The organism is Filibacter tadaridae (assembly GCF_900609045.1).
Taxonomy (GTDB): Bacteria; Bacillota; Bacilli; order Bacillales_A; family Planococcaceae; genus Sporosarcina; species Sporosarcina tadaridae.
Map to the genome: position 1 here is coordinate 98,211 of NZ_UXAV01000020.1, position 23,540 is coordinate 121,750.

Below are 23,540 nucleotides of genomic sequence, written 5' to 3' on the forward strand. Positions count from 1 at the left end.
TTATCGTGCTTGTTTGTTAAATAGTTACAGCAAGAACGTCAAATTTCTTTTAATATTCTTGCTGGGTTTCCAGCCACTATTGTATTTGCAGGGACATCCTTGGTGACAACAGAACCAGCAGCTACAACTGAATTATCTCCAATTGTAACTCCGGCCAAGATTACACAACTTCCCCCAATCCATACGTCGTTACCAATTTCAATTGGAATTGCATATCCGCTCTTATTCCTGCTTTTAGGCTCAATTGAGTGACCGGCAGTATATATACCGACGTTCGGCCCTAACATGCAGTTGTCACCAATTCTAACTTCAGCCATATCTAAAATAACGCAATTATATCCGGCATAAAATTCGTTGCCAACATGAATGTTATATCCCAGGTCACAATGGAAGTTATGTTCTATGCTTGGATTGAACCCTGCATTACCGAATAATTGCTTAATTACTTCCTTTTTCCCTTCAAAATTCTCAACGTCAAAATTGTTTAATTCACGAACAAGCTTATTAGCACAGATACTTTTAATTTTAAGTTCCTCTGTACCTCGCTCATAATATTTCTTTTCCTTGTTGTCCACCTTGTTCCCTCTCTAACTAAAAGTATTATGTTCTGTTAAATGATTCGCTATTAAAAGCGTCCGATTGTTTAAACCAACTGAAAAATCTATCTCAATCCAAACAAGCCGAAAAAATCAGTTGTATAAATTGAAAGTAAAAGGATTGTAATAAATATTAATTGAAGAACCGTAAAGATATAAGCATTTCGATTTTCTGCATATTTCCATTCCATAACCGCTGTTACGATCTCAGCTAAAAAGAGTAACATAAATAATAAAAAATACGGCTCCAAAAACAAAATTGGATTCAATGGAAGTCTTGAGACATTGATAATTACTCCAACAATCATAGCAACAACAATGGCAATTCTAATTGTCCAATCAATCCTTTTGTGCCGCTCATTCAAATGATTGTATGAGAACATCTTCTTTTTTTCGACCTTTAGAACCCTTCTTACAATCACACTAAACAAAAACATTACTAGCCATAACACGAATAAAAACAGAAAAAACTTCGGCCAAAAAGATGATTCAACGCCATAATAAAACATTTCGATTCCATCTCACCTACCCAATACTCCAAATCCATTCACTTTTATTTCCTATCTAAGTTATAAGATAACCTTTCATAATCTAGCTCGTTTGTTGAATAATACACTCACTGAAAATTAATTAAATTGTAATGACAAGTATAACAGAAAATTCAATGCACATATGGATTTCTACTATAATTACCCAAAACAAAAAAAACAAACGTAATGGGGACTCCCATCACGCTTGTTCTTTTTTCTGCATTCGGCTATTAGATAGTGTTGATCGATTTTTTCACAACAATCGGATTCAACGCCGTTGTCTGATCGATGAAAATAAAAGCATCATATCGACTCCCTACTTGAGAGGGTACGTAATTCCCGAATGCCTCGTATTCAGGGTCGTAAATGACGCCAATTGCTCGATGTCCAGTCCATCCATTAAAGTATTTCCGATTTTCTTCATTAAAGATGAATAACTTATCAAATGCGCCTGTCTTATGCAGAAGATGTTCCCAGGAATGTTCCCGGGCAGGAGGTACGTCAATCTTCATGAAAGGGGTGTCCCATTCAGAAGCTGCGATGACCGTCCCTCGATTAGTCCCCAATCCTACTGCAAAAACGTTTTGTTCCCCGTATTGTTCACGCAGCAGTTGCCCAACATTCAACATCCCCTCATCCTTCATCGTCGTTGCTCGGGCGTCTCCGATATGCGTGTTATGCTCCCAGATGATGATTTTAGTGTCCTCTCCGTTGTGCTTTCTAACTTCATTGATTGCTTCCACCATATGTTCATCCCGAATATTCCAAGACTGTGCATTGTCTTGCAGCATGGCACGGTAGTATTCTTCCGCATTTTTCGCGACAAGTGCATTCACTTTCATATTCAGATCGGCTTCCATCTTATCTTCATAATGATCTTTATGAGAACGGATAGACATTAACAACTCACTTACCTCATCAATGCACACCTGCGAAAAATGCGCCGTGGAAATTGCATAATGCTCCGGCATTCCGTTGAACGGTTCAAAGCAGGAAAATGCTTTTTTGGCCAGTTTAAGATTGGCCCCTGCCGGATTGGATTCGGTTAAATAACGGATGATTTCCTCCATCGACTCCCATAAGCTATAAATATCGACACCGTAAAACCCGACTTTTTCATTTGAAGTGGTATTGTGCATTTTCAACCAGTCAATGAACTCGGCTATCTCTTCATTGGCCCACATCCAGGTCGGCCATCTACTAAATGCCTGCAAGACGTCCCGGGCATCGGCCGTTTCGTCGGCATACCCTTTTATGTACTGATTGACTTGTTGCGATGACGGCCAATCGCCTTCCACCGCAATTGCCGAAAACCCTTTCTGCTCAATCAACAACTTGGATAACTTCGCCCGTACTTTGTAAAACTCCGAAGTTCCATGGCTAGCTTCCCCCAAAAGAACAACTTTCGCTTCCCCAATCGCCTCAACGATTGAACCAAGATCATCGTCCGATTCATAGGGAATCGCATAGTTTTTGACAGCTTCTTCAAGTGTAAAACCCAATTGGATAACCCCATTTCCTGCACAGTTTAATGGTAGTATACCCAGTTTCTCATAACGTACCCTTTCTTCAAAATCGCACTTATTTATTCCCTATTATATCCACAAACCTTGTAGATGCGGGTGATAAGGATACACTTTTCAAGAAGCATATACCTACGCTCCTCTTTGGTATTTCTTCGATTAACTGCACTTCATGCACTAATCCTGTCGTTAAATAATCTCGGGAAAATTCTTTCGTCACACAAGCGATGCCTAAATTTATTTTTGCAAACTCCAATAATAAGTCATGCGAGCCTAATTCAAATTCCGGGGAAAGCTTTATCCCTTTCGTTATCATATAATCCTCTACATACCTTCTTGAATTTGATTTTGATTCCAAAAATATTAATGGCAGTTTTACTAATTCAGCCAGACTTACTGGCTTGGCTAATATTTTTTTGAATTTCTCCCCGTACACAAATGTATCCTGGATTTCAAAACAAGGTCTCAATTCCAATGCAGGGTCATCGATGGGAAAGTTACAAATGGCAATATCAATTCTTCCCGACTTTAAAATCGAACAAAGTTCCAATGTCGTGCCATTCACGATTGTAAATTTGATATTAGGGTATCGATTATGGAATGTTTCCAAATAGGGAAGTAAAAAGTACCTGGAAATTGTATCGCCTACGCCTATCTTTAATTCACCTGTTGTCAGGTTTTTGAATTCCAGTATTTTCTCTTCTCCGACGTCGATTAAATTAATGGCCGAATTCGCATACTCAAACAGAAGACTGCCTTCATTCGTCAGAGACACTCCTTTTGGCGTTCGATTAAAAAGCCGTGTATCCAATTCCCTTTCCAATTGCATGATTGCTTGACTCACTGCTGATTGCGTCATATAAAGGCTTTTTGCCGCCTCCGAGAAACTTTTGCTTTTACCTACCCGAGAGAATATTTTATACAAGTCCAATTTACTTACCATATAACCACCACTTATACCCACCATTCAATATATTAATTTTATTTATACCACTAAACTGTTGTATAGTACAGAGAGAGATCAGTTACACTAACAATAATTGTAGTAAGGGGCGATCATTTTGGAAAGAGTAGTCGGAACTGTCGTTAGAGGACTTCGCGGTCCAATCATCAATCAAGGGAACAATATTGAAGAAATCGTCGTAGATAGTGTGTTAAACGCAGCACAAGTTGAAGGATTTTCCATTAACGACAAAGATATCGTCACTATAACAGAATCGATTGTTGCGCGGGCACAAGGCAACTACGCCACTGTCGATCATATCGCTAAAGATGTTCATGCGAAATTCGGTGAAGAAACGGTCGGCGTCATATTCCCGATTTTAAGCCGTAATCGTTTTGCAATTTGTCTTCGTGGAATTGCGAAAGGAGTTAAGAAAGTTGTATTAATGCTTAGCTACCCGTCTGACGAAGTTGGAAACCACTTAGTGGATTTAGATATGCTTGACGAAAAAGGCATTAACCCTTGGACTGACGTGTTAACAGAAAAACAATTCCGCGATAACTTCGGTCACAATAAACACGCGTTTACAGGCGTTGACTATATTGATTACTATAAATCATTAATCGAAGAATATGGCGTTGAATGCGAAGTCATCTTCTCAAACAATCCGCGCACTATTTTAGATTACACCAAAAATATTTTGACTTGTGATATACACACGCGGTTCAGAACTAAGAAGATATTGAAAGCAAACGGCGGCGAGAAAGTTTACAGCCTTGATAACATATTGGCTGATTCCATTGACGGTAGCGGCCATAACGAAGACTATGGTCTACTAGGCTCAAATAAGGCGACTGAAGACAGCGTCAAACTTTTCCCACGTAATTGCCAACCTGTCGTAGACAATATTCAGCATATGCTCAAAGAAAAGACGGGCAAAAGTGTTGAAGTCATGATTTACGGAGACGGCGCATTCAAAGATCCGGTAGGTAAGATATGGGAACTTGCTGACCCAGTCGTTTCACCTGCTTATACAGCGGGACTTGACGGCACACCGAATGAAATAAAGTTGAAGTATCTTGCCGATAACAACTTTGCTGATTTAAGAGGCGACGAACTTAAACAAGCCATATCCCAATACATTGACAACAAGGGCGCAGATCTTGTAGGAACAATGGAAGCACAAGGAACGACGCCAAGAAAACTAACTGATTTGATCGGCTCCCTATCTGACTTAACTTCAGGAAGCGGAGATAAAGGGACACCAATGGTATTCATTCAGGGCTATTTTGATAACTATACGAAATAAGCCTGTCTATTACAGATGGACAAATTTATATTTAAATTATGAAAAGAGCTATAAACCTTATTGGTTTTAGCTCTTTTTTGTTTTGGATGGGGGATGCCTACCATTCAGACTACTGATAGTCCCCGTAAAGTCTTCATTAACTTTTAAATTGTAATTTAAGCGAAGTATTTTTTGCTTCACAATTTCATCTGCAAGTTGCTTCGCTATTAGTATTGCACCTACATGTACAAAACTGGGACATAAATTTCATAGAAAGCCATACATTAAGTATATTGTATTACCACAATTATTAACCTACTATTCTTGTAAGTACTTTAAATAAAGGGGGGTCGACATTGAAAGTCATTTTAGCACCAGACTCCTTTAAAGGGAGTTTAACAGCTCTTGAAGCAGCCAAAGCGATGGCTACGGGAATTCATGAATTCGATTCCTTCATACATACAGTCCTGTTGCCTGTAGCTGACGGCGGTGAAGGAACAATGAAAAGCTTGGTTGACGCAACAAACGGGAAAATTGTTTATGTCGATGTACAGGATCCACTTGGCCGCCCTATCAAAGCGGGATACGGCGTTCTAGGCGATGGTGAAACTTGTATCATCGAATTTGCAGAAGCATCTGGGTTGATGCTGTTAACCGCGTCTGAAAGAAATCCGATGGAAGCATCCTCATTTGGAACTGGTGAAGTCATCAAGCATGCGCTTAATGACAGATATCGCAAGTTTATTATTGGACTGGGGGGGAGTGCAACAAATGATGGTGGGGCCGGAATGCTACAAGCGTTGGGCATGCGATTTCTAGATATTGCTGGAATGGAGTTACCCATCGGCGGTGAGGGTCTTTTCAACCTTCAGAGAATCGACAATTCGAATTTCGACAAGCGCATAGCGAGTAGTGAATTCATTCTCGCGTGTGATGTAAAAAACCCTTTTGTCGGTTCAACTGGGGCATCTGCTGTTTTTGGCCCGCAAAAAGGTGCATCTTCTGAAATGGTAAAGTTGCTTGATAGAAGCCTGACTCAATTTGCAGATATAGTTGAAAAGTTGACGGGAATCTCCCTTCATTCCAAAAAAGGAGCTGGTGCAGCGGGTGGTGCAGGCGGTGCATTTCAGGCATTTTTCGGTTGTACAATGAGTCAAGGAATCGACGTTGTCTTGAACGCTATATCATTTGATGCTCATGTCAAATCTGCGAACTTGATCTTGACAGGCGAAGGAAAAACGGATGTTCAAACACTATCTGGGAAAACACCTTTTGGGGTAGCAAAGGTTGCGCATAGAGAAAGTATCCCCATCATTCTGATTTCTGGTGCGGTAGATGAAGAATGTCGTGAATCGTTAATGTCAATGTTCGATGAAATACATGCCCTTACGGATGATTCTGTTTCATCAGAGGAAGCAATTGAACATGCATTTCACCTTTTACAAAAGAAAACAAAAGTTGTTTTTGAAGATTATATAAAAAATAGAATCGGGGTGTAGAGATGTTATTTGCTGTTATAGCTATAGGGGTACTACTAATTGTTTTACTGACTGCGGTATTTAAGGTTCACCCATTCTTGTCCCTGCTGGCAGGGGCTTTCTTTGTTGGTATCGCTTCAGGAATGCCATTACTATCGGTTGTTGAGAGTGTGAATGACGGATTCGGCGGCTTAATGAAGGGCATCGGTTTGGTAATCGTTGCGGGTACAATTATCGGGGTTATTTTAGAGAAGTCGGGTGCGGCCTTCCGGATGGCGGAAGTCGTGCTTCGTGTAATCGGTGAAAAAAGACCACAATTAGCTATGTCTATAATTGGTTATATTGTTTCTATCCCCGTGTTTTGTGATTCAGGTTTCATTATATTAACAAGCTTGAAAAAAGCATTGGCTAAACGGGCCAAAGTTACCATTGCATCGATGGCAGTTGCACTCGCAACCGGTCTGTACGCAACGCATACATTAGTACCACCAACACCAGGTCCAATTGCGGCGGCGGGGAATATTGGCGCCGAAGGATTCCTGGGTACGATTATCTTAATCGGATTAATTGTCGCAATTCCAGCAGTCGTTGTCGGTTATATTTGGGCGGTGAAGGTTGGATCGAAAATAGAGGTACCAGAAGATTTAACGGATGACGGTCTTAATTATGAAGAGATTATAAAGTCATTTGGTAAAATGCCATCTACGTTTAAAGCATTTTTTCCGATTGTCTTGCCGATTGTTTTAATTGGGCTTGGATCAATTGCAGATTTCGTTGGAGATGATACCGGTTTTTATACTCTTTTGAGCTTTTTAGGGAAACCAACTGTGGCCTTATTATTGGGTGTAATGGCTTCCTTCCTATTGTTACCTAAAATGAATGAAGAAACATTGACTGGTTGGATAGGAGAAGGAGTTAAAGAGGCTGCACCGATTCTTCTTATAACGGGTGCTGGTGGTGCATTTGGAAAGGTAATTTCAAATTCCGGTGTTGCGGATTTAATTGCTAAGATGAATTTTGATGCGTTGGCGGGTGGTGCATTATTCTTACTTGTGCCATTTGTCATTGCGGCCGCATTGAAAACGGCTCAAGGCTCATCTACAGCTGCACTTGTCATTGCGTCTACATTAGTAGCGCCACTTTTACCTGTAATGGGTATTGAAGGGGCGATTCCATTAGCGCTTGTTGTCATGGCGATCGGAGCAGGTGCGATGACGGTTAGTCATGTAAACGACAGCTTTTTCTGGGTCATCACAGAATTTAGCGGTATGAAAGTGACAGATGCGTATAGGGCCCAAACAATGGCGACACTGTTAATGGGAGTGACAACGATTGTGGTAACAATGTTGTTATGGATCATTCTCGTTTGATTATTGAATCGAAAAGTATTCTACTTACACCATACGTAAGTAGAATACTTTTTTACTTGTTTTGTCGAACCTTTCGATGCTCGGATCGATTACGGTACCTGTATCTCAAACTAACTCCAAAGTTCTAGTTATCGTAACTTAGTGATTACTACACGAATGTACACATGGTATAGTAAACGTAGGTGATGAATATGAAACTAACTAGTAATGTAAACAATGAAAAACTCATTGCGGGGACAACCCTTAAGGACGAAACCGAACATGAGCACAACAATATGGCCCTTCATGCCTGTTTAAATTCAGCACATGTACTGGAAAACCGCAAGAAGTTGGCGGCTTCCTTGAATCGCGAGCTGGATGATTTCGTTTGTGCCGATCAAACACATAGCTCGAATTTCCATCGGGTAACCCTTGCTGATAAAGGTCGCGGTGCAAGTCATACGGATACAGCCATTGCAGATACAGACGCTTTATATACGTATGAGCCAAATCTGGTACTATGCAGCTTCACCGCCGATTGTGTTCCAGTTCTTTTTTACAATGAAGTGAATGGCCTCGTTGGCGTAATCCATTCCGGATGGCAAGGAACCGTCAAAGAAATCACCTTGAAACTCTTTCAGCATTTAAAACAGGTTGAACACTGTAATCCAAGTGATCTACATGTTCAGATTGGCATGGCGCTGAGCCAAGAAAAGTTCGAGGTGGATGGTGATGTCCATGAGAAGTTAAAAGACCTCGGCTATGCGGATGAGTTCATTTATTACAACGACCAAACCCATAAGTATCACATTGATAATCAGAAAGTCGTTAAAAAGCAATGTGAGTTGGCAGGTATCCCGGCTGAGCAAATTACGATTGATCGGACTTGCACGTATTTGAGCCCGGATGGTTTCTCTTATCGTCAAGACAAGCAAAGCGGCAGGCATTTGAGTTTCATCATGAAAAAAGGCGATTGACTTTGGTGCTTGTCGTACTGTTGGTTTGAATCTATTCAAAAATTCCAACCTCCATGCCCACATAAGGGACGAGCACCAAAGTGCCTAATTATTCCCGATACCTTATCGCCAATCCTTTTAAGAAGTTTCTCGCGTATCTATCAAGGCATTCTTTATAATTACGTTGACCTTCTTTTCGAAGAACTGCGCTCAACTCACTATTTGATATATTCACGTCCGTTTCTTTTAAGATAGCTAGCATGTCATCGCTTGTAAGTGAAAGTGCAATCTTCAATTTTTTGAGCATGACATTGTTAACGCTTCTGCTATCCTTTATCATTAATTCCTGTTTTTTCGGCTCTTCTGTTTTTGAATCTTGCGGCCCTCTCTTATGTACGATAAAACCATTTAAAAAGGACTCAAACATGCGGTTGTCGCAGTTTTTCATATATTCATTGGCTTGAAACTCCTCTGCTCCTGCCTCATGATTGCCTTTTGACTTTTGTAGCATCTTTTGCAATTCTTCTTTTGCTAGCTCAATGCCGCCCAGTTTGAAAATCTCGACCACCTCTACATCTTTTATGTCCAATGCGTATCTTAATCTACTCAACCTATCATTATTATTCATGTTATCCCTCCAAAAGAAGTTCTATTTACGTAGTACTCATCAGTATAAGCTTTTACCCTATCTATTGCATTTATTTTCTATACGTTCTTTCATGCTCAAGCAGCCATTCCTTTCTCCACAGACCGCCTGCGTAACCAGTCAACTTTCCATTTGAACCGATAATTCGATGACAGGGAATCACAATGCTTATTTTATTTTTGCCATTAGCGCTTCCGACTGCTCTGATAGCTTTTTCATTATCGATTGCGACCGCGATATCTTTATAAGAACCCGTTTTAGCATAGGGTATACTTTTTAAAGCATTCCATACTGTTTTTTGAAAGTCTGTGCCTTCAACTATATAAGGGAATGTAAATTCATGGAGTTCCCCTTTAAAATAGGCATCAAGTTGACGAAGGCATAGCTCCAAAACCTTTGGCGTATCGTCTTGCATACCGTTTACTGTACTATCCCGTTCAGTAAATAAAATAGAACAGATAGCATCCTCCGTTCCCGCTATTTCCAGGATTCCAATCGGTGTGACATAATCGAGTTTATGTAGTTTGCTCATACAATGACCTCCACAGGTTAAAGGTTGCACTCGTTTTACAACCTCTCCAATTCATTATGGCATGTTTTAAAAAAAAGAACCTTCAATCCAGAGATCAAAGGTCCTGTATATTATTCACCGAATTCATTTAAGCCAAGCGTTTCTGCTGCTGAAGCATGAATTTCAGTTATGAGCTCCGGATTTTCCATTAATGGCAAACCATAAGAAGGAACCATTTCTTTCAACTTCGGTTCCCATTCTTTCATATGTTGTGGGAAGCATTTATTTAGAATTTCAATCATGACATGAACGGCAGTGGAAGCACCTGGTGAAGCACCGAGCAATGCAGCAATCGAGCCGTCAGTGGCGGTAATCACTTCCGTTCCAAATTGAAGTGTACCTTTGCCGCCAGCTTCAGTATCTTTGATAACTTGTACACGTTGACCAGCGACTACTGAATCCCAATCCTCGCTTTTAGCGTTCGGGATAAACTCTCGTAGTTCTTCAACACGTTTTTCTTTAGACAACATAACCTGCTCGACCAGGTATTTTGTCAATGACATCTCTTTCGCGCCTGCCGCTAACATCGTCAAGACATTATTCGGTTTTACGGACGTAACCAAGTCTAACATTGAACCGGTTTTTAAAAACTTTGGTGAGAAGCCGGCAAACGGTCCAAATAGCAATGATTTTTTATTGTCGATAAATCTTGTGTCAAGATGTGGGACGGACATTGGTGGTGCCCCGACTTTTGCCTTGCCATATACTTTGGCATGATGCTGCGCTATGACATCCGGATTATTACACACCAAAAATACTCCGCTTACCGGGAATCCTCCGATATGTTTTCCTTCAGGAATACCGGTTTTTTGCAGTAGATGAAGGCTACCTCCGCCTCCACCGATAAATACAAATTTTGCTGTATGGTATTCGATTCGACCACTGGCATTATTATGCACTTTTACTTCCCATAAGCCGTTATCGGTACGTTTAATATCCTTAACACTATGTTTGTAATTCATCTCGACGTTTTTACTTTCTAGGTGTTCAAACAACATGCGCGTTAAAGCACCAAAATTGACATCAGTTCCATAGTCAATTTTTGTTGCCGCAACAGGTTCTTTAGATGTACGACCTTCCATAATGAGTGGAATCCATTCCATCAGTTTTTCTGGATCATCGGAAATTTGCATCCCTTGGAATAAAGGATTAGTTGAAAGCGCTTCAAAACGTTTCTTTAAAAACGTTATATTTTGTTCCCCTTCAACTAAACTCATGTGTGGTAATTGCATGATAAAGTCCTGTGGGTTATGTATTAGCCCGCTTTTTACAAGATAAGACCAAAATTGTAGGGAAAGCTGAAACTGTTCATTGACTTTGATGGCCTTGCCAATATCTATAGATCCGTCTGGCTTTTCGTTCGTGTAGTTAAGCTCACACAATGCTGAATGTCCTGTTCCTGCATTATTCCATTCATTGGAGCTTTCCTCTCCTGCACTATCAAGTTTCTCAAACACTGTAACTTTCCATTCCGGTACCAATTCTTTTAGAAACGTCCCTAAGGTCGCACTCATAATTCCGGCGCCGATTAATATGACGTCTGTTTTATTTTCTCCATTGCTCATTTTTACCATCCTTATACTTAAAATTTGCAGAAAGAATGTGGGCGTTCCTACATAGGCGTCACGCCAAGGAATGGCACGACATAGTCACACACCTTATCTGTATCAATTATATCATAGTGTATTACAATTATTTTTTAAGTGAACTATATACTATTATACGATAAGTAGATGGGATTTAAAAGCTAGTAAAAAGTGAATGTTCGTTCACTAGGTCTTGGAACATACGAAAATCATAGTTTTAACCCAATTCCTTGCAAGGGTTCGGACTTTTGCTTTGATTACCAGCGAATCATCGTCATCCAACCTTTACCTTTGTTTATGGTACGGTTCCCTTAGTGTATCCGGGTGGGACTTTTATTCACCTATTTAATAGTTCGTTATTGAAAAGGGCCAATTGGGGGAACCTTATTCATAAAGTACATCAATTCTATCCTAACTCTAAAAGGACAAGAAGTGCCATTGATGTTACGTTAAAGGTATTCGGATCGGAAAAGTCCTGGAATCATAAGCTTTTACTCTTCTGCCAGTTGGAGGTTTTATCTTGAACGGTATAGTGAAAAAAGTTAGAAAATGTACTACTCATGTTGTTCTGTTTTATTCCATCTTGACTGCTTGCTGTATCACCTCTATTTTATTTGTAAGTTACAATTATTCATTTTACGATCGTCCCATTGCCAAAGTTATTCAGACGACATTGGAAGATACAACGAAGATGGCTGATATGCATAACAATGAGGATCATCTCTTTACGCAACGCATTGTCGCCATCATGCAAAATGGACCTGAAAAAGGACAGCGCATTCACATTACGAACAAATACTCCTCCTCCGGTGCTTACGATCAAGAATACCGGATAGGAAATGAATTATTTGTTTCCATTAATCCAATCACAACCAACACTACCAATTTAACCGGGATTATCATTGAAGTAAAACGCGATAAATATGTTTTATTCATAGCGTGGACCTTTATATTTGCCTTACTAATCATCGGAAGGAAAAAAGGGCTCTTTTCGATACTAAGTTTTGCGATCAATGTCCTATTGTTGTCCTTTGCATTGGATTTATACGTGAACCATTTCCCTTCCAGTTTGCTGTTGATTACAAGCGTATGTATTCTTTTGTTTACAGCCATTTCTTTATTGCTTGTGAGCGGCTTTAACAAAAAAACATATGCCGCTATCGTGGCAACACTGATTGGAACTTTCACTTCGCTAGCCGTTGCCTATTTTGTCATATGGGTGACTTCGGGGAATGGCCTACGGTACGAAGAAATGCAATTTTTGACCCGTCCTTATCACTCCGTCTTCATGGCGGGGCTATTTATCGGATCGTTAGGCGCTATTATGGATGTTGCCATCACCATTTCCTCTTCACTCTTTGCCTTATATGAAAGGAACCCCCATATATCTCACAAGGCACTGAGAGCTTCCGGGATGGACATTGGAAAAGATATTATGGGGACTATCACCAGTATTTTGTTTTTTGCTTATATTAGCGGTTCGATTCCCATGCTTATTTTATATTTGAAAAATGCTTCTCCATTAGGATTTGCTTTTTCAATGAACCTTTCCTTGGAAGTAGCACGCGCTTTAGCTGGTGGAATTGGAATTGTACTGACGATTCCAATTGCCCTCCATACTACCCTATTTTTTATTAAACGAAAGCAGGCAGGATTATGAACGTAATAGTGGTACTCGCAACTGTTTTATTTATATCCATGACACTAATTGGTGGAAAAAAAGGGGTGCGTTCCTTTATTTCCTTATTCTTGAACTTTGGCGTCCTATTTTTCATGCTGTTTTTTATGATGGATCCGGCTGTTAACCCGATTGTGATAACTTTCATTGCAAGTACACTGGTCGGTTGCATAGGACTATTTTTCATCAATAAAGTAAACAGTAAGACGGTCATTGCATTCATTTCCACGATGATCGTTATTGGATTTTTACTTTTTTTCATTGTCTTCATATCCGAAAAGCTGATGATTCAGGGGTTTGGAGAGGAAGAAACAGAGGCAATCGCCGGGTTATCTCTTTATATCGGGGTAGACTTCATGAAGATTGGGGCTTCCGTCATTATTATCAGTACAATCGGTGCCATTATGGACGTAGCTATTTCCATCGCCTCTTCCATGCATGAAATCTTTAAGCATAATCCACTCATAAGCAAAAAGGAGCTAGTAGCATCCGGTTTAAGTGTTGGAAGAGATATTTTAGGATCAGATACGAATACACTGTTTTTCGCATTCTTTGGAGGTTACTTGGCATTACTTCTATGGTTTAAAGACCTATCCTACTCCATTGGAGAAATCGTCAATTCCAAAGTATTCAGCTCCGAGATGCTCTTGATCCTCTGTGCCGGTATCGGCATTGCTTTGGTGATTCCTATTGCAACCTGGATCAATGCCTATTATTTAATCAAGACGAAAGAAAGGTCAGAGGAACTTTAAAGGCTAGAGACAATTTGCAGCGATAATGGATGCCAGGTATTCGGAACTCAGTGTGTGCTGAATTCAGCGTTGCCTGGCACTCAAAATAAGTTTTACGAGTTCAAAACTCATTTACTTATGGTATGGTTCACCCTTCATTATCCTAAACGCCCGATACACTTGCTCCAACAGTATCAGTTTCATCATCTGGTGTGGGAATGTCATTTTTGAAAACGACAATAGCTCATCTGCTCTTTTCAACACGCTGTCATGCAATCCGAGTGATCCGCCGATTACGAAAACGATTTTACTACGCCCGTATGTCATTAACGATTGCAAATCGGCAGCCAGTTGTTCCGAGGTTTTCATCTTTCCGTCAATTGCCAACGCAATCACATATGCATCTGTACTGATTTTGGAAAGGATGCGCTCCCCTTCTTTTTTCTTCACGATTTCCATGTCTGCCTCACTCAACGATTCTGGCGCTTTTTCGTCTGCAACCTCCAGCAAGTTGATTTTTGCATAAGTACCCAACCTCTTTGTAAATTCGTCCATCCCCATTTTCAAATACTTTTCTTTAAGTTTACCTACACTCACAATTGAAATATTCACAAGTTGTCCACCCTTTTTAAATTGTTATACACAGAACTTATACACATATCCACAGACATCACTATATATTGTGCCTGTTTATTCGTTTGCCACAATATATAATGCAATGCAATCGCAGTATGTACAGTTTGTGGATAACTTTTCTCCTTCTGATAAGGATTCTAAGATTGGGAACTTTTCTTGCTCCGCGACAAAAACATCAAGTGCATGATTTATATGGGTTTCGCAGCTGTATATCTTCATTTTTATTCCTTCTTTCGTCATTTTTGTTTTATACAAAGTTGTTCACAAATATTTAGACTTATCCACAAAGCGTGAAAATAAAATGAAAAGCAGGTAGAATAGCTACGGTTTCGCTATTCTACCTGCTGTGGATAAGATTTTTTCATTTTATTATAAGACTCTACTTGTCAGAATGAATTTCCGTCTTTCAATACCATTTCAATTTCAAGAACTTTTCCTTTTCGATACACTTTCATACGCATCGTGTCACCTACATCTTTCGCATTATACAGGTGTTTACGCAACGTGACCATATCTTCAATCTTTTCATCATCCATTTCGACAATCACATCATATTTCTTGACGCCTGCCTGTAGTGCAGGTGAAGCCGGCATTACATCCGTTACAACAACGCCGTCCGTCACATCTGTCGGTAGACCTAACATTTCCTGTTGTTGATGTGCGGGTATACTTCGAAGGTCAATGAGTGATACACCCATTGTTGGACGTTTAACTTCGCCCATACTTTCAAGGTCTTCAATTATTGGGATTGCAAGGTTGATGGGAATTGCCAGACCGATTCCTTCGACCGCCTCTTCGGATATTTTCATCGAATTAATGCCGATTAGCTGGCCCGCCAAATTCATAAGCGCACCGCCTGAGTTTCCAGGGTTGATGGCTGCGTCTGTTTGCAGCACATCGGCCTGCCAATCCATCCGACCGTCTTGGTTAAAGTCAATGGGTACTGAACGGTCTTTGCCTGATACAACACCTACTGTAACGGACCCTGAAAAACCCAGGCCAAGCGGATTACCTATTGCGATGACCGTCTCGCCACGCTTTAAGGCATCCGAGTCACCGAACTCCGCAACCGCTTTTACATTTTCAGCGTTTATTTCGATGACAGCGAGGTCTGTCCACATATCACTGCCAACAAGTTTTCCCTCAGACTTCGTACCGTCGTCAAATGTAATTTCGAGTTCCTGTGCGCCCTCGACAACATGATGATTTGTAATGACATATGCTTTTTTGCCTTGTTTCTTAAAGATGACGCCTGATCCGGAACCAGCTGCTTGCGGTGCTTCCGCCGATGCCCAGAATTCATCCGCAGTTTGCAAATTCGTAACCCCTACGACTGTGTCTGCCACTTTTTCGACGATTCCTGTCACATCTGTATTGATATCCGCAGAAATCCGCTCTGTCTTTGTTATACCGGCATCTTTCTTTGCGCCACTGATTTGGCCATTACCCGTTACATTGACATTCGATAACACAAGCCAGGCAAGCAATGCACCAACTATAACACCCAAAAGACCCATCCAAAAACCACCTGGTTTCTTAGATGGTTTGCGTTCCGGTTCGGTAGGAATAAGTCGCTCCTGTTCAGTCACTTTTGGTTGTTCATCTTTATTATTAGGAAACTGGTTGAATTCATCCATCTGCTTCATCCTTTCTTGGAGCTTGTTCTTTTATTAACATTACCCTATTTCAACGGTTTCAAAATCTTTTACAAGGTAAAAAGAAAAACCTCACTTGTAGGCAAGGTTTTAACGTACTTTTTTATACTGTAATGAGTTCCGTGGGCTTTTCTGCATCCGTATCATAAAGATGTATAAATTCACCCGTTCTGATACCGCATGTTTCTAGCGTCTGCGAAACACTCATCCTTGCAAGGTCTTTCATATTATTATCTTTACTTAAATGGGATAGATAAATCCTCGTTTCTTTTTGTTCTACAACTTCACTAATTGCGACAGCAGCATCTTCATTTGACACATGACCTACATCACTTAGAATCCGTCGCTTAATGGACCATGGATAGCGACCCATTTGAAGCATGCTAACATCGTGATTGCTTTCAAAAACAAAAGCGTCGGCACCGCGGATGAAGCCTTTCATCCGATCACTTACATACCCTGTATCAGTAATGACAACCGCTTTCCTACCGTTTTCATGGAATATATAAAACATCGGATCTACTGCATCATGCGAAACAGCGAATGACTGGACGTCAAGTGAACCAAATGACTTTACCGTCTCCATGTCAAATTGGAAACGCTGCTCCAATGGAATAGTACCTACATGACCATCCATCGCTTGCCACGTTTTCTCGTTCGCATAGATTGGGATGCCGTATTTTCGTGCAACAACACCAATTCCTTTTATGTGGTCACTATGCTCATGTGTGACGAAAATCCCATCGACTTGCTTCAATGAACGGTCAATGCCGTTCATAAGGCCTTCTAGCTTTTTCGCGCTGAAACCTGCATCGACCAGAAAAGTATGTTCATCATTTTCTATATAAATTGCATTACCCGTACTTCCACTTGCAAGCACACTTAAACGCATAACAAAAATCTCCTTACTTTTGATCGTCTTCAGACGGTTCGTGCTGGAACTCTATAACTTTTCCTTCATCTGCATTGACGAAGTAGTCTTCCGTGTCCCCATTCTTCAATTTTACATGAAGAAACCACGTTGGAGCAAATACTTGCTTCGTTGTCGTTGTGAATTCCTGTGTTTCTGTCGGTTTCATCAATGTTGAATAACCAAGTTTCCACTCAATAACTTTTGAATCCGCTTTTAAGTACCCACGTGACAATAAGGAGCCCATAGCTTGTAGAGGGGGAAGTAAATCCTTCTTCCGATTGAACTTGTTAAAGTCCCCAAACATGTGCTGTTCATAACCGGTCACTTTTCCTTCACTATTCCAGTAGATCGTTAGCATTGCATCTTGACTAAAGTAGATTGGATGATCGTCCACTTTTTGAAAGTAAAGCGCCTGTTGGTGTTTTTTATCTATTTCCCATAGGGTGTACTCCGCCCCGTGCAACACATTCTTGGATAAGAACTCCGTGAAGTTATAATCTCCTTTAGTGTTTCGCACACTTACGGGATCAATCATTTTTGAAATAAGTTTTGTGCCCTCCACACTGAATGTCTGGTTTTTCAGGCTTTCTAATTCTTTGTCCGTAAACGTAACCGCTTCTGCAAATAGATATGACGAATCTTTTTCGTAGTTTGGCAGTTCACCATATGAGATGTTTTCCATCCGAAGTGATTCCTCAATCGTTACTTTCCCAAGTACCTGCAGGTTTTGTGCTTCTGTAAGTCGGTTCACGTAAAGCAAATAAAGAAAGACGTTGAGAATTGAAAATACGATTATAAAAATCGTTTTTGTTTTATTCCAATCCAATCAATTCACCCCCGGGCCCTTCTGGTGAAAAACGTTTCCATTCGTTATTCACTAAATAGAACCATGCCGGTTCCATGATGAAAAATAATTCTTGGCTATCATGCTCCATAAAATAACCCGGCGCAATTTCCCTGACAGCACTAAAATTAGTCTCTTTTGACTCCCGCAGCTTTTCAGCTACTTCAATACCCGAAGGAAGAATCGCTTCTTCTGTCCCCGAAGAGGATGGTGAACCAAGTGTATAGAGTGGACGAATGTATTTAAAAACCTGGTTTTCTCCCCAAACTTGCTCAATGGAAGTTATTGTATCACTAAAGACAGGTAATCCATTTGAAAATAATTGAAACGTAACAGAGCGGGTTTGAGGGTTCATATCCATATATCTGAACTGATCTGTCCAGCCCGCATGTTCGTTTACAAAGTCAATTGTTTTCTTCAGTAATTCAGAGGGAGCTGCTTCCAGTGGACTTTCTGCAACTGGATACACATAAGATAATTCTTTGCTGACTGTATTGATATTCATTAAAGCGTGATCATCTTGGAACTGTTCTTTATTTAAACTAATCTGGCTTTTACGCACTGATTTCGGATCTGTGAAAAGCGCATCCCGGAACTTATCGGCACCTATGTCCCTTGGGTAGTAGACGTCCCGCTCTATTTCGATTGGTTTAGCCGGTACGGCGATGAATGGGGAACCTCCCGCATTCACGTCCACGTATAAGCCAAGATCATGCCCCCGCGTTAGTACAGAACGATGAAAACGTTGATAATCATCTACTTTTGCATTTGCACTATAGCGCTTTCCGTCTTTTCCGTTTACAAAGTGGATTTCCATTACCATGCTGGCTGGATTCCAATCTACAATCAGGCGGTCAAAAGAGGCGCCCATAAAAGTAGAATCGTCGATATTCAATACATTGTCATAAAGAATTAGGGGAACTTGCCCATGAAAAAACAATGTATAATGATTCTTTTTGCGTTGTAATTGGTCCACTTTTTTTTCATTGAAGTTATTGTCTTCTAATTCGACGTCTGAGATTCTCCAATTTTTCATGGCATTTACAACTTGATCAATTTCCTTTGAGTCGGTTGTTCCATTCATCTTTTCTCCAAAGTTAAACAGCACCTTATATGGTTTAATGATGCTTTTTATTTCTTGTTTTTCTGCGATGGAAATGTCTACTGTTTGCTTTTCAATTGTTTTATAGCGAGGCGTATACGTCCAAATGAAAAATGTCAGTGTCATGCTTAATAGAACAAGTGAGACAAGAACAACTGATTTGACCGTTTCAATATATTTCAACCCCATTCACCGTCCTCTTGAAGTTCGAACGGCAATGTAAAGAAGATTGTCGTCCCTTTGCCTTCTTCGCTTTCCGCCCATATCTCCCCTTCATGAGCCATTACCATCTCACGGGCAATTGCAAGGCCAAGCCCAGTTCCGCCCATCGCGCGAGATCTGGCACGGTCGGCACGGTAAAACCGGTCGAAGATACGTTTCACGTTAGCTTGCGGTATTCCCATTCCATCGTCTGCAATCATCACAGTAACAACGTCATTTGACAGCGTAACATCAAAGCTAATATTGCCGCCATCCGGAGAATACTTTAATGCATTCGAAATGATATTATCGATTACTTGCGTCATCTTATCTGTATCAATTTCAACAAACAATTCCTTGTTAGATAGGAATCGAAGGAATTGGACATCTTTTGACTTTGAAAACTCGAAGCGGTCAATGATTGAATTGAAGAATGTATTAAATTCAACCCATTCCCTATTTAAATCATAATCTCTACTATCCATTCTAGATAGTTTCAACAAGTCATTGACAAGTCGGATCATGCGCTCCGTTTCAGTCTGTGTGACATGCAAGAATGACGGCGCTATTTCTTCGTTCTTCCACGCACCGTCAGCTAATGCCTCTAAATAACTTCGCATTGTCGTCAATGGTGTACGCAATTCATGTGATACATTTGATACGAATTCACGTCTCTCCATATCGATTTTTTCTTGTTCGGTATTATCATGCATCACAACGATAAGTCCGTTTACAAAGCCCGTTTCCCTTTGGGTCACTGAAAAGCTTGCTCGTAAAATATACGGCTCTTCCTCCGTACTAAAATCGAGTGCAAGGGATTCTTTTATTTGAATAAGTTCTTCGAATGAATACTCTTGCTCTAGCCCTAGAATGCTGGATATCGGTCTGTTCAACACAACATCACGTGTCATTCTAAGCATAGCCAGTGCAGCATCGTTAATGAGACTGACGCGCCCTTTACGATCCGTCGCAATGACGCCATCCGTCATGTTTTCAAGTACAGATGCAAGTTTTCGCCGCTCACTCTCCGTCGTTGAATGAGATTCTTGCAGCTGGTTAGTCAAGTGATTAAAGGCAATCGCCAGCTGACCCATTTCGTCATTTCCGTAGACATGCACTTTTCGAGAGTAATTCCCTTTTGCCATCGCTTGCGCTTGACGCCGCATATCGGAAATCGGTCTAGTCATTGTTTGGGCAATGAAGATCCCGATAATTATTGTAATGGTTAAAGAAACGGCAGCACCGCCAGCAAGAATTTGATTGATTTCTTCTATCTGATTAAAAACTTTTTCAATATTCGCTTCCAGATAGACAGTTCCAATCACTTCATCCCCCTCTTTGATAGGGGATGCACGGACCCAAATTCTACTTCTTGAATCCGTATCCAAATAAATCATATCGAATGGTGTCCCTGACGTTAGCGATCTTTTTACGATATCGTCTGTTGAACGCTGCCCAACACTCTCTTTGTTATCAAAAACAGACGTCGCAAGAATATATCTGTTCGGGTTAACGACCATAATTTCATTGATATCTTCTGAAGTGAAGCCCGAAAGAACAGTCGTCAAACTTTGCTCAAGTGATAAATCATCTGCGGATCTATTTTTCGTAAGTTCTTCTTCCACACTGAATTCAACAAGATTCATTCGCTCAACAATAGACGTTGTGAAATTTGTCTTCATTGTTTGTTCAAGCTCTTTGGCAAAGTAGAGTCCGATAATTTGCATGGCTATCATAATAAGCATAACGTACATCAGCACAAACTTAACATGGATAGATTTAAAAATACCGACCTTATGCATACTTTTACTCCTGTTCCGGATCACGTAAATAATACCCGACGCCGCGTCTTGTAACAATCCAGGCCGGATGACTTGGCGTATCTTCTATTTTTTCACGTAGTCTTCTAATTGTCACATCGACTGTCCGCACATCACCGAAGTAGTCATAACCCCATACCGTTTGCAACAAATGCTCCCGCGTCATCACTTGTCCAATATGTTTTGAAAGGTAATGCAGAAGTTCGAATTCACGGTGGGTTAACTCAATTGTTTCATCTCTTTTTAAAACAAGATAAGCATCCGGTTGTATAATTAAGTTTCCAACTGTTATTTCATTTGTAGTTTCTTCTTCTTCAGATGCCACTTTCATATGTCTTCTTAAATTCGCTTTCACGCGAGCAATGAGTTCCCGCGTACCGAATGGCTTTGTAACATAATCATCTGCGCCCAATTCCAATCCTAGTACCTTATCGATTTCAGAGTCTTTCGCTGTTAACATGATAATTGGGAAGTCGTACTTTTTTCGTACTTCACGGCATACTTCCATTCCATCACGTTTAGGTAGCATAATGTCCAGAAGCATCAAGTCAGGTCTGACTTCCTCCACCTTTTCAAGTGCTTCTTCTCCATCATAGGCACAGAAGACATTGAAGCCTTCTTTTTTTAAGTTGAATTCAATAATGTCAGCAATCGGTTTTTCATCATCGACTATTAGTATCGTTTTATTTTGCATATATTCTCCCTCTTCTCGCCTTTTGTCACATCTATTAATGTATGTCTACTTTATCACTCTTCCACGTCATTCGCACGTTCTACGAGAAGGTTCGCTTCATCTATTCCCCAGGAAATAACTTCCCCAGACGCTTAGGAAGAGATCAAAAAGGACGATACAAATTATGTATCGTCCTTTTTGTGTCTATTTATCGAAGTACGTCCAATGGATTAATGTTAGAACCGTTTTTAAATACCTCAAAGTGAAGATGCATACCTGTAACTCGACCCGTTGATCCCATGACACCAATCTTTGTGCCTTGCGGGACTACTTGTCCTACATGGACATTAATCGATGCTAAGTGTGCATACAATGTCTTATACCCATTGTTATGACGCACAATGACTCGGTTTCCATATGTACTATGACGTCCCGCTGTTATTACAACACCATTATCGGAAGCTTTTATCGTTCGTGAAGAAGGACGAGCAATATCGATTCCCTGATGGATTCTGCCCCAACGTGTTCCCCTTTTGCTTGAAACATAACCACCGACTGTTGGCCACTTGAATGATCCTGTCCCTCTAGAGGACATTACTTTTGTTCCAACCACGACCACTTTACTTGTAGGTTCTACTAAAACCTTTTCTTCCTGTACGGATTGACCAACAACTTTTCCATCTTGTTTCCGAATGAGTTTGGTAACTATTTTCTCTCCATCTGAACCTTTCTGTGTTACTTTCTTTTCGCCTTTGTATAAAGAACTATCTTTTTCAGTTAGTCTTTCATGTTCAATTTTCACTCTTTTTTTTGCTTCATATTGAACTTCTATTTCAACGTAAGGTTCAATAGCTGTAACGTTAAGTTTATCTCCCAGGTGAAGTATGGATTCGATACTGTAGCCCGGGTTAAGTTCTAATAACTTCTCTGTAGGCATATTATGCGCCGATGCGATTGAGCCAAGTACATCTCCTGGTTGAATCGTATAGTTCTTTTCCTCAAGCGTTCCTTTATTGAGCAAAACGACAGCCTCTTTTACCTGTTTTACTTTTTCCGGAGCTATTTCACTATTTACCGCTTGGATATCGGAACTCAGAATAATATTTGCTATACGTGTTTCGTTTTCCCTTAGAGGTGGTATAGGTTCAGTAGATCTTGTACGATTTTCAAATTCATTAAGCTCTTTCTCGTTAACTGACTGCAATTTAAGTTTTCGAATCACTTCATTATAGGCAGTCATATCGTTGACGAAGAGTGCCAACTCACCATCAATTGAAATTCCGACTGCTTCCGCTTTGACAGTTACTATGTTTTGAAGTTTCTTCAAAACAACTTCATCTTCTGTTCCAGCCATGAATACTCGCTCAGGAATGACTGATAACTCGGTTCCTATCATTAATGGCAGATTCTTAAATTCGGAGTTTGCCTTTTCCAATTTCTGTTCTTTCAGTTGTTCTAGCTTTTTTTCGTCAGATAACTTACCCACGTATTCCCCGTTCGAATAGACATGGAATACTGTTTGTAGCTCCAATCCCTTATCCTCATTCGCAAAACCTACATTTAGGCCCAGGGTAACTAGCATCACCGTAATGATGAATACCTTTTGAATATGACCGAATGGAGCTTTCCTTCCGAATAGCGTTCTTTTTCTCTTATCTTGTTTATTTTTTTCAATAGACATATACGTTGCTCCTTCCGTCTATAAACCGGAAGACCGGTAGATTGTTTTAGTTTGTGAATATAATTTTCACGCTTCTATAATCTAACATATCCATTCTTATGGATGTTACATTTTAGTACTTTGTAACGAGATTGTATAAT

The 23,540-nt window shown here is 40.3% G+C and carries 22 protein-coding genes; 6 read left to right on the top strand and 16 right to left on the bottom strand.

Going from position 1 to position 23,540, the window contains the following annotated elements; translation table 11 throughout:
* Window positions 1-38: 38 nt before the first annotated feature.
* The 4 genes from FILTAD_RS03400 to FILTAD_RS03415 all read right to left on the bottom strand — a co-directional run bounded on the left by FILTAD_RS03400 (window position 39) and on the right by FILTAD_RS03415 (window position 3,592).
* The gene (locus FILTAD_RS03400; RefSeq protein WP_124069104.1) at window positions 39-575 is read right to left on the bottom strand and encodes a sugar O-acetyltransferase; all 537 of its coding nucleotides are present in this window, start codon (window positions 573-575) and stop codon (window positions 39-41) included.
* An 86-nt stretch (window positions 576-661) separates the two neighbouring features.
* Window positions 662-1,105 (bottom strand): DUF4181 domain-containing protein, encoded by a 444-nt coding sequence (locus FILTAD_RS03405; protein WP_124069105.1) that lies wholly within the window; start codon window positions 1,103-1,105, stop codon window positions 662-664.
* Between the two features lie 251 nt (window positions 1,106-1,356).
* Window positions 1,357-2,628, bottom strand: coding sequence for an erythromycin esterase family protein (locus FILTAD_RS03410; RefSeq protein ID WP_124069106.1), 1,272 nt, complete (start codon window positions 2,626-2,628; stop codon window positions 1,357-1,359).
* 79 nt (window positions 2,629-2,707) lie between these two features.
* The gene (locus tag FILTAD_RS03415) at window positions 2,708-3,592 is read right to left on the bottom strand and encodes a LysR family transcriptional regulator (protein ID WP_124069107.1); all 885 of its coding nucleotides are present in this window, start codon (window positions 3,590-3,592) and stop codon (window positions 2,708-2,710) included.
* A gap of 118 nt (window positions 3,593-3,710) precedes the next feature.
* On the opposite strand from FILTAD_RS03415, the gene FILTAD_RS03420 reads away from it, so the two are divergent.
* The 4 genes from FILTAD_RS03420 to pgeF all read left to right on the top strand — a co-directional run bounded on the left by FILTAD_RS03420 (window position 3,711) and on the right by pgeF (window position 8,684).
* A complete protein-coding gene (locus FILTAD_RS03420) occupies window positions 3,711-4,901 on the top strand; it encodes a coenzyme F420-0:L-glutamate ligase (protein ID WP_124069108.1) in 1,191 nt (396 codons plus the stop codon).
* Window positions 4,902-5,236: 335 nt separating this feature from the next.
* Window positions 5,237-6,379 carry a glycerate kinase gene (locus FILTAD_RS03425; protein ID WP_124069109.1) on the top strand — a complete coding sequence of 381 codons (1,143 nt, stop codon included), beginning with the start codon at window positions 5,237-5,239 and terminating at the stop codon, window positions 6,377-6,379.
* 2 nt (window positions 6,380-6,381) lie between these two features.
* Window positions 6,382-7,728 carry a GntP family permease gene (locus tag FILTAD_RS03430; RefSeq protein WP_124069110.1) on the top strand — a complete coding sequence of 449 codons (1,347 nt, stop codon included), beginning with the start codon at window positions 6,382-6,384 and terminating at the stop codon, window positions 7,726-7,728.
* Window positions 7,729-7,919: 191 nt separating this feature from the next.
* Complete coding sequence (gene pgeF / locus FILTAD_RS03435) at window positions 7,920-8,684, top strand: peptidoglycan editing factor PgeF (protein ID WP_124069158.1); 765 nt, start codon at window positions 7,920-7,922, stop codon at window positions 8,682-8,684.
* Between the two features lie 88 nt (window positions 8,685-8,772).
* Here the strand turns inward: pgeF and FILTAD_RS03440 are convergent, their stop codons facing one another.
* The 3 genes from FILTAD_RS03440 to FILTAD_RS03450 form a co-directional block, all read right to left on the bottom strand.
* Window positions 8,773-9,291, bottom strand: coding sequence for a YehS family protein (locus FILTAD_RS03440; protein ID WP_124069111.1), 519 nt, complete (start codon window positions 9,289-9,291; stop codon window positions 8,773-8,775).
* A 70-nt stretch (window positions 9,292-9,361) separates the two neighbouring features.
* Entirely contained in the window at window positions 9,362-9,841 is a 480-nt protein-coding gene (locus FILTAD_RS03445; RefSeq protein WP_124069112.1) for a methylated-DNA--[protein]-cysteine S-methyltransferase, read from the bottom strand.
* 110 nt (window positions 9,842-9,951) lie between these two features.
* Window positions 9,952-11,460, bottom strand: coding sequence for a malate:quinone oxidoreductase (locus tag FILTAD_RS03450; RefSeq protein ID WP_282432567.1), 1,509 nt, complete (start codon window positions 11,458-11,460; stop codon window positions 9,952-9,954).
* Between the two features lie 526 nt (window positions 11,461-11,986).
* On the opposite strand from FILTAD_RS03450, the gene FILTAD_RS03455 reads away from it, so the two are divergent.
* Together FILTAD_RS03455 and FILTAD_RS03460 are read left to right on the top strand one after the other, a co-directional pair.
* Window positions 11,987-13,126 (top strand): YibE/F family protein, encoded by a 1,140-nt coding sequence (locus FILTAD_RS03455; RefSeq protein ID WP_415579329.1) that lies wholly within the window; start codon window positions 11,987-11,989, stop codon window positions 13,124-13,126.
* Window positions 13,123-13,896 (top strand): YibE/F family protein, encoded by a 774-nt coding sequence (locus FILTAD_RS03460; protein WP_124069114.1) that lies wholly within the window; start codon window positions 13,123-13,125, stop codon window positions 13,894-13,896. The genes FILTAD_RS03455 and FILTAD_RS03460 overlap by 4 nt, the downstream gene beginning before the upstream one ends.
* Window positions 13,897-14,007: 111 nt before the next feature.
* Here the strand turns inward: FILTAD_RS03460 and rlmH are convergent, their stop codons facing one another.
* The 9 genes from rlmH to FILTAD_RS03505 all read right to left on the bottom strand — a co-directional run bounded on the left by rlmH (window position 14,008) and on the right by FILTAD_RS03505 (window position 23,400).
* Window positions 14,008-14,487: a 23S rRNA (pseudouridine(1915)-N(3))-methyltransferase RlmH gene (gene rlmH / locus FILTAD_RS03465; RefSeq protein ID WP_124069115.1), complete on the bottom strand. Its 480-nt coding sequence runs from the start codon at window positions 14,485-14,487 to the stop codon at window positions 14,008-14,010.
* Window positions 14,488-14,565: 78 nt separating this feature from the next.
* Window positions 14,566-14,751 carry a CxxH/CxxC protein gene (locus tag FILTAD_RS03470; RefSeq protein ID WP_345788882.1) on the bottom strand — a complete coding sequence of 62 codons (186 nt, stop codon included), beginning with the start codon at window positions 14,749-14,751 and terminating at the stop codon, window positions 14,566-14,568.
* 146 nt (window positions 14,752-14,897) lie between these two features.
* Window positions 14,898-16,148 carry a S1C family serine protease gene (locus FILTAD_RS03475; protein WP_124069116.1) on the bottom strand — a complete coding sequence of 417 codons (1,251 nt, stop codon included), beginning with the start codon at window positions 16,146-16,148 and terminating at the stop codon, window positions 14,898-14,900.
* Between the two features lie 121 nt (window positions 16,149-16,269).
* The gene (locus FILTAD_RS03480; RefSeq protein ID WP_124069117.1) at window positions 16,270-17,058 is read right to left on the bottom strand and encodes an MBL fold metallo-hydrolase; all 789 of its coding nucleotides are present in this window, start codon (window positions 17,056-17,058) and stop codon (window positions 16,270-16,272) included.
* A 13-nt stretch (window positions 17,059-17,071) separates the two neighbouring features.
* Window positions 17,072-17,905, bottom strand: a complete 834-nt coding sequence (locus FILTAD_RS03485) for a two-component system regulatory protein YycI (RefSeq protein WP_124069118.1) — start codon at window positions 17,903-17,905, stop codon at window positions 17,072-17,074.
* The gene (locus FILTAD_RS03490; RefSeq protein ID WP_124069119.1) at window positions 17,892-19,214 is read right to left on the bottom strand and encodes a YycH family regulatory protein; all 1,323 of its coding nucleotides are present in this window, start codon (window positions 19,212-19,214) and stop codon (window positions 17,892-17,894) included. Before FILTAD_RS03490 ends, FILTAD_RS03485 begins: the two co-directional genes overlap by 14 nt.
* Entirely contained in the window at window positions 19,205-21,028 is a 1,824-nt protein-coding gene (gene walK / locus FILTAD_RS03495; protein ID WP_124069120.1) for a cell wall metabolism sensor histidine kinase WalK, read from the bottom strand. Before walK ends, FILTAD_RS03490 begins: the two co-directional genes overlap by 10 nt.
* 4 nt (window positions 21,029-21,032) lie before the next feature.
* Entirely contained in the window at window positions 21,033-21,740 is a 708-nt protein-coding gene (yycF, locus tag FILTAD_RS03500; RefSeq protein ID WP_124069121.1) for a response regulator YycF, read from the bottom strand.
* A gap of 187 nt (window positions 21,741-21,927) precedes the next feature.
* On the bottom strand, window positions 21,928-23,400 hold the full coding sequence (locus tag FILTAD_RS03505; RefSeq protein WP_124069122.1) for a LysM peptidoglycan-binding domain-containing M23 family metallopeptidase: 1,473 nt from the start codon (window positions 23,398-23,400) through the stop codon (window positions 21,928-21,930).
* Window positions 23,401-23,540: the final 140 nt, after the last annotated feature.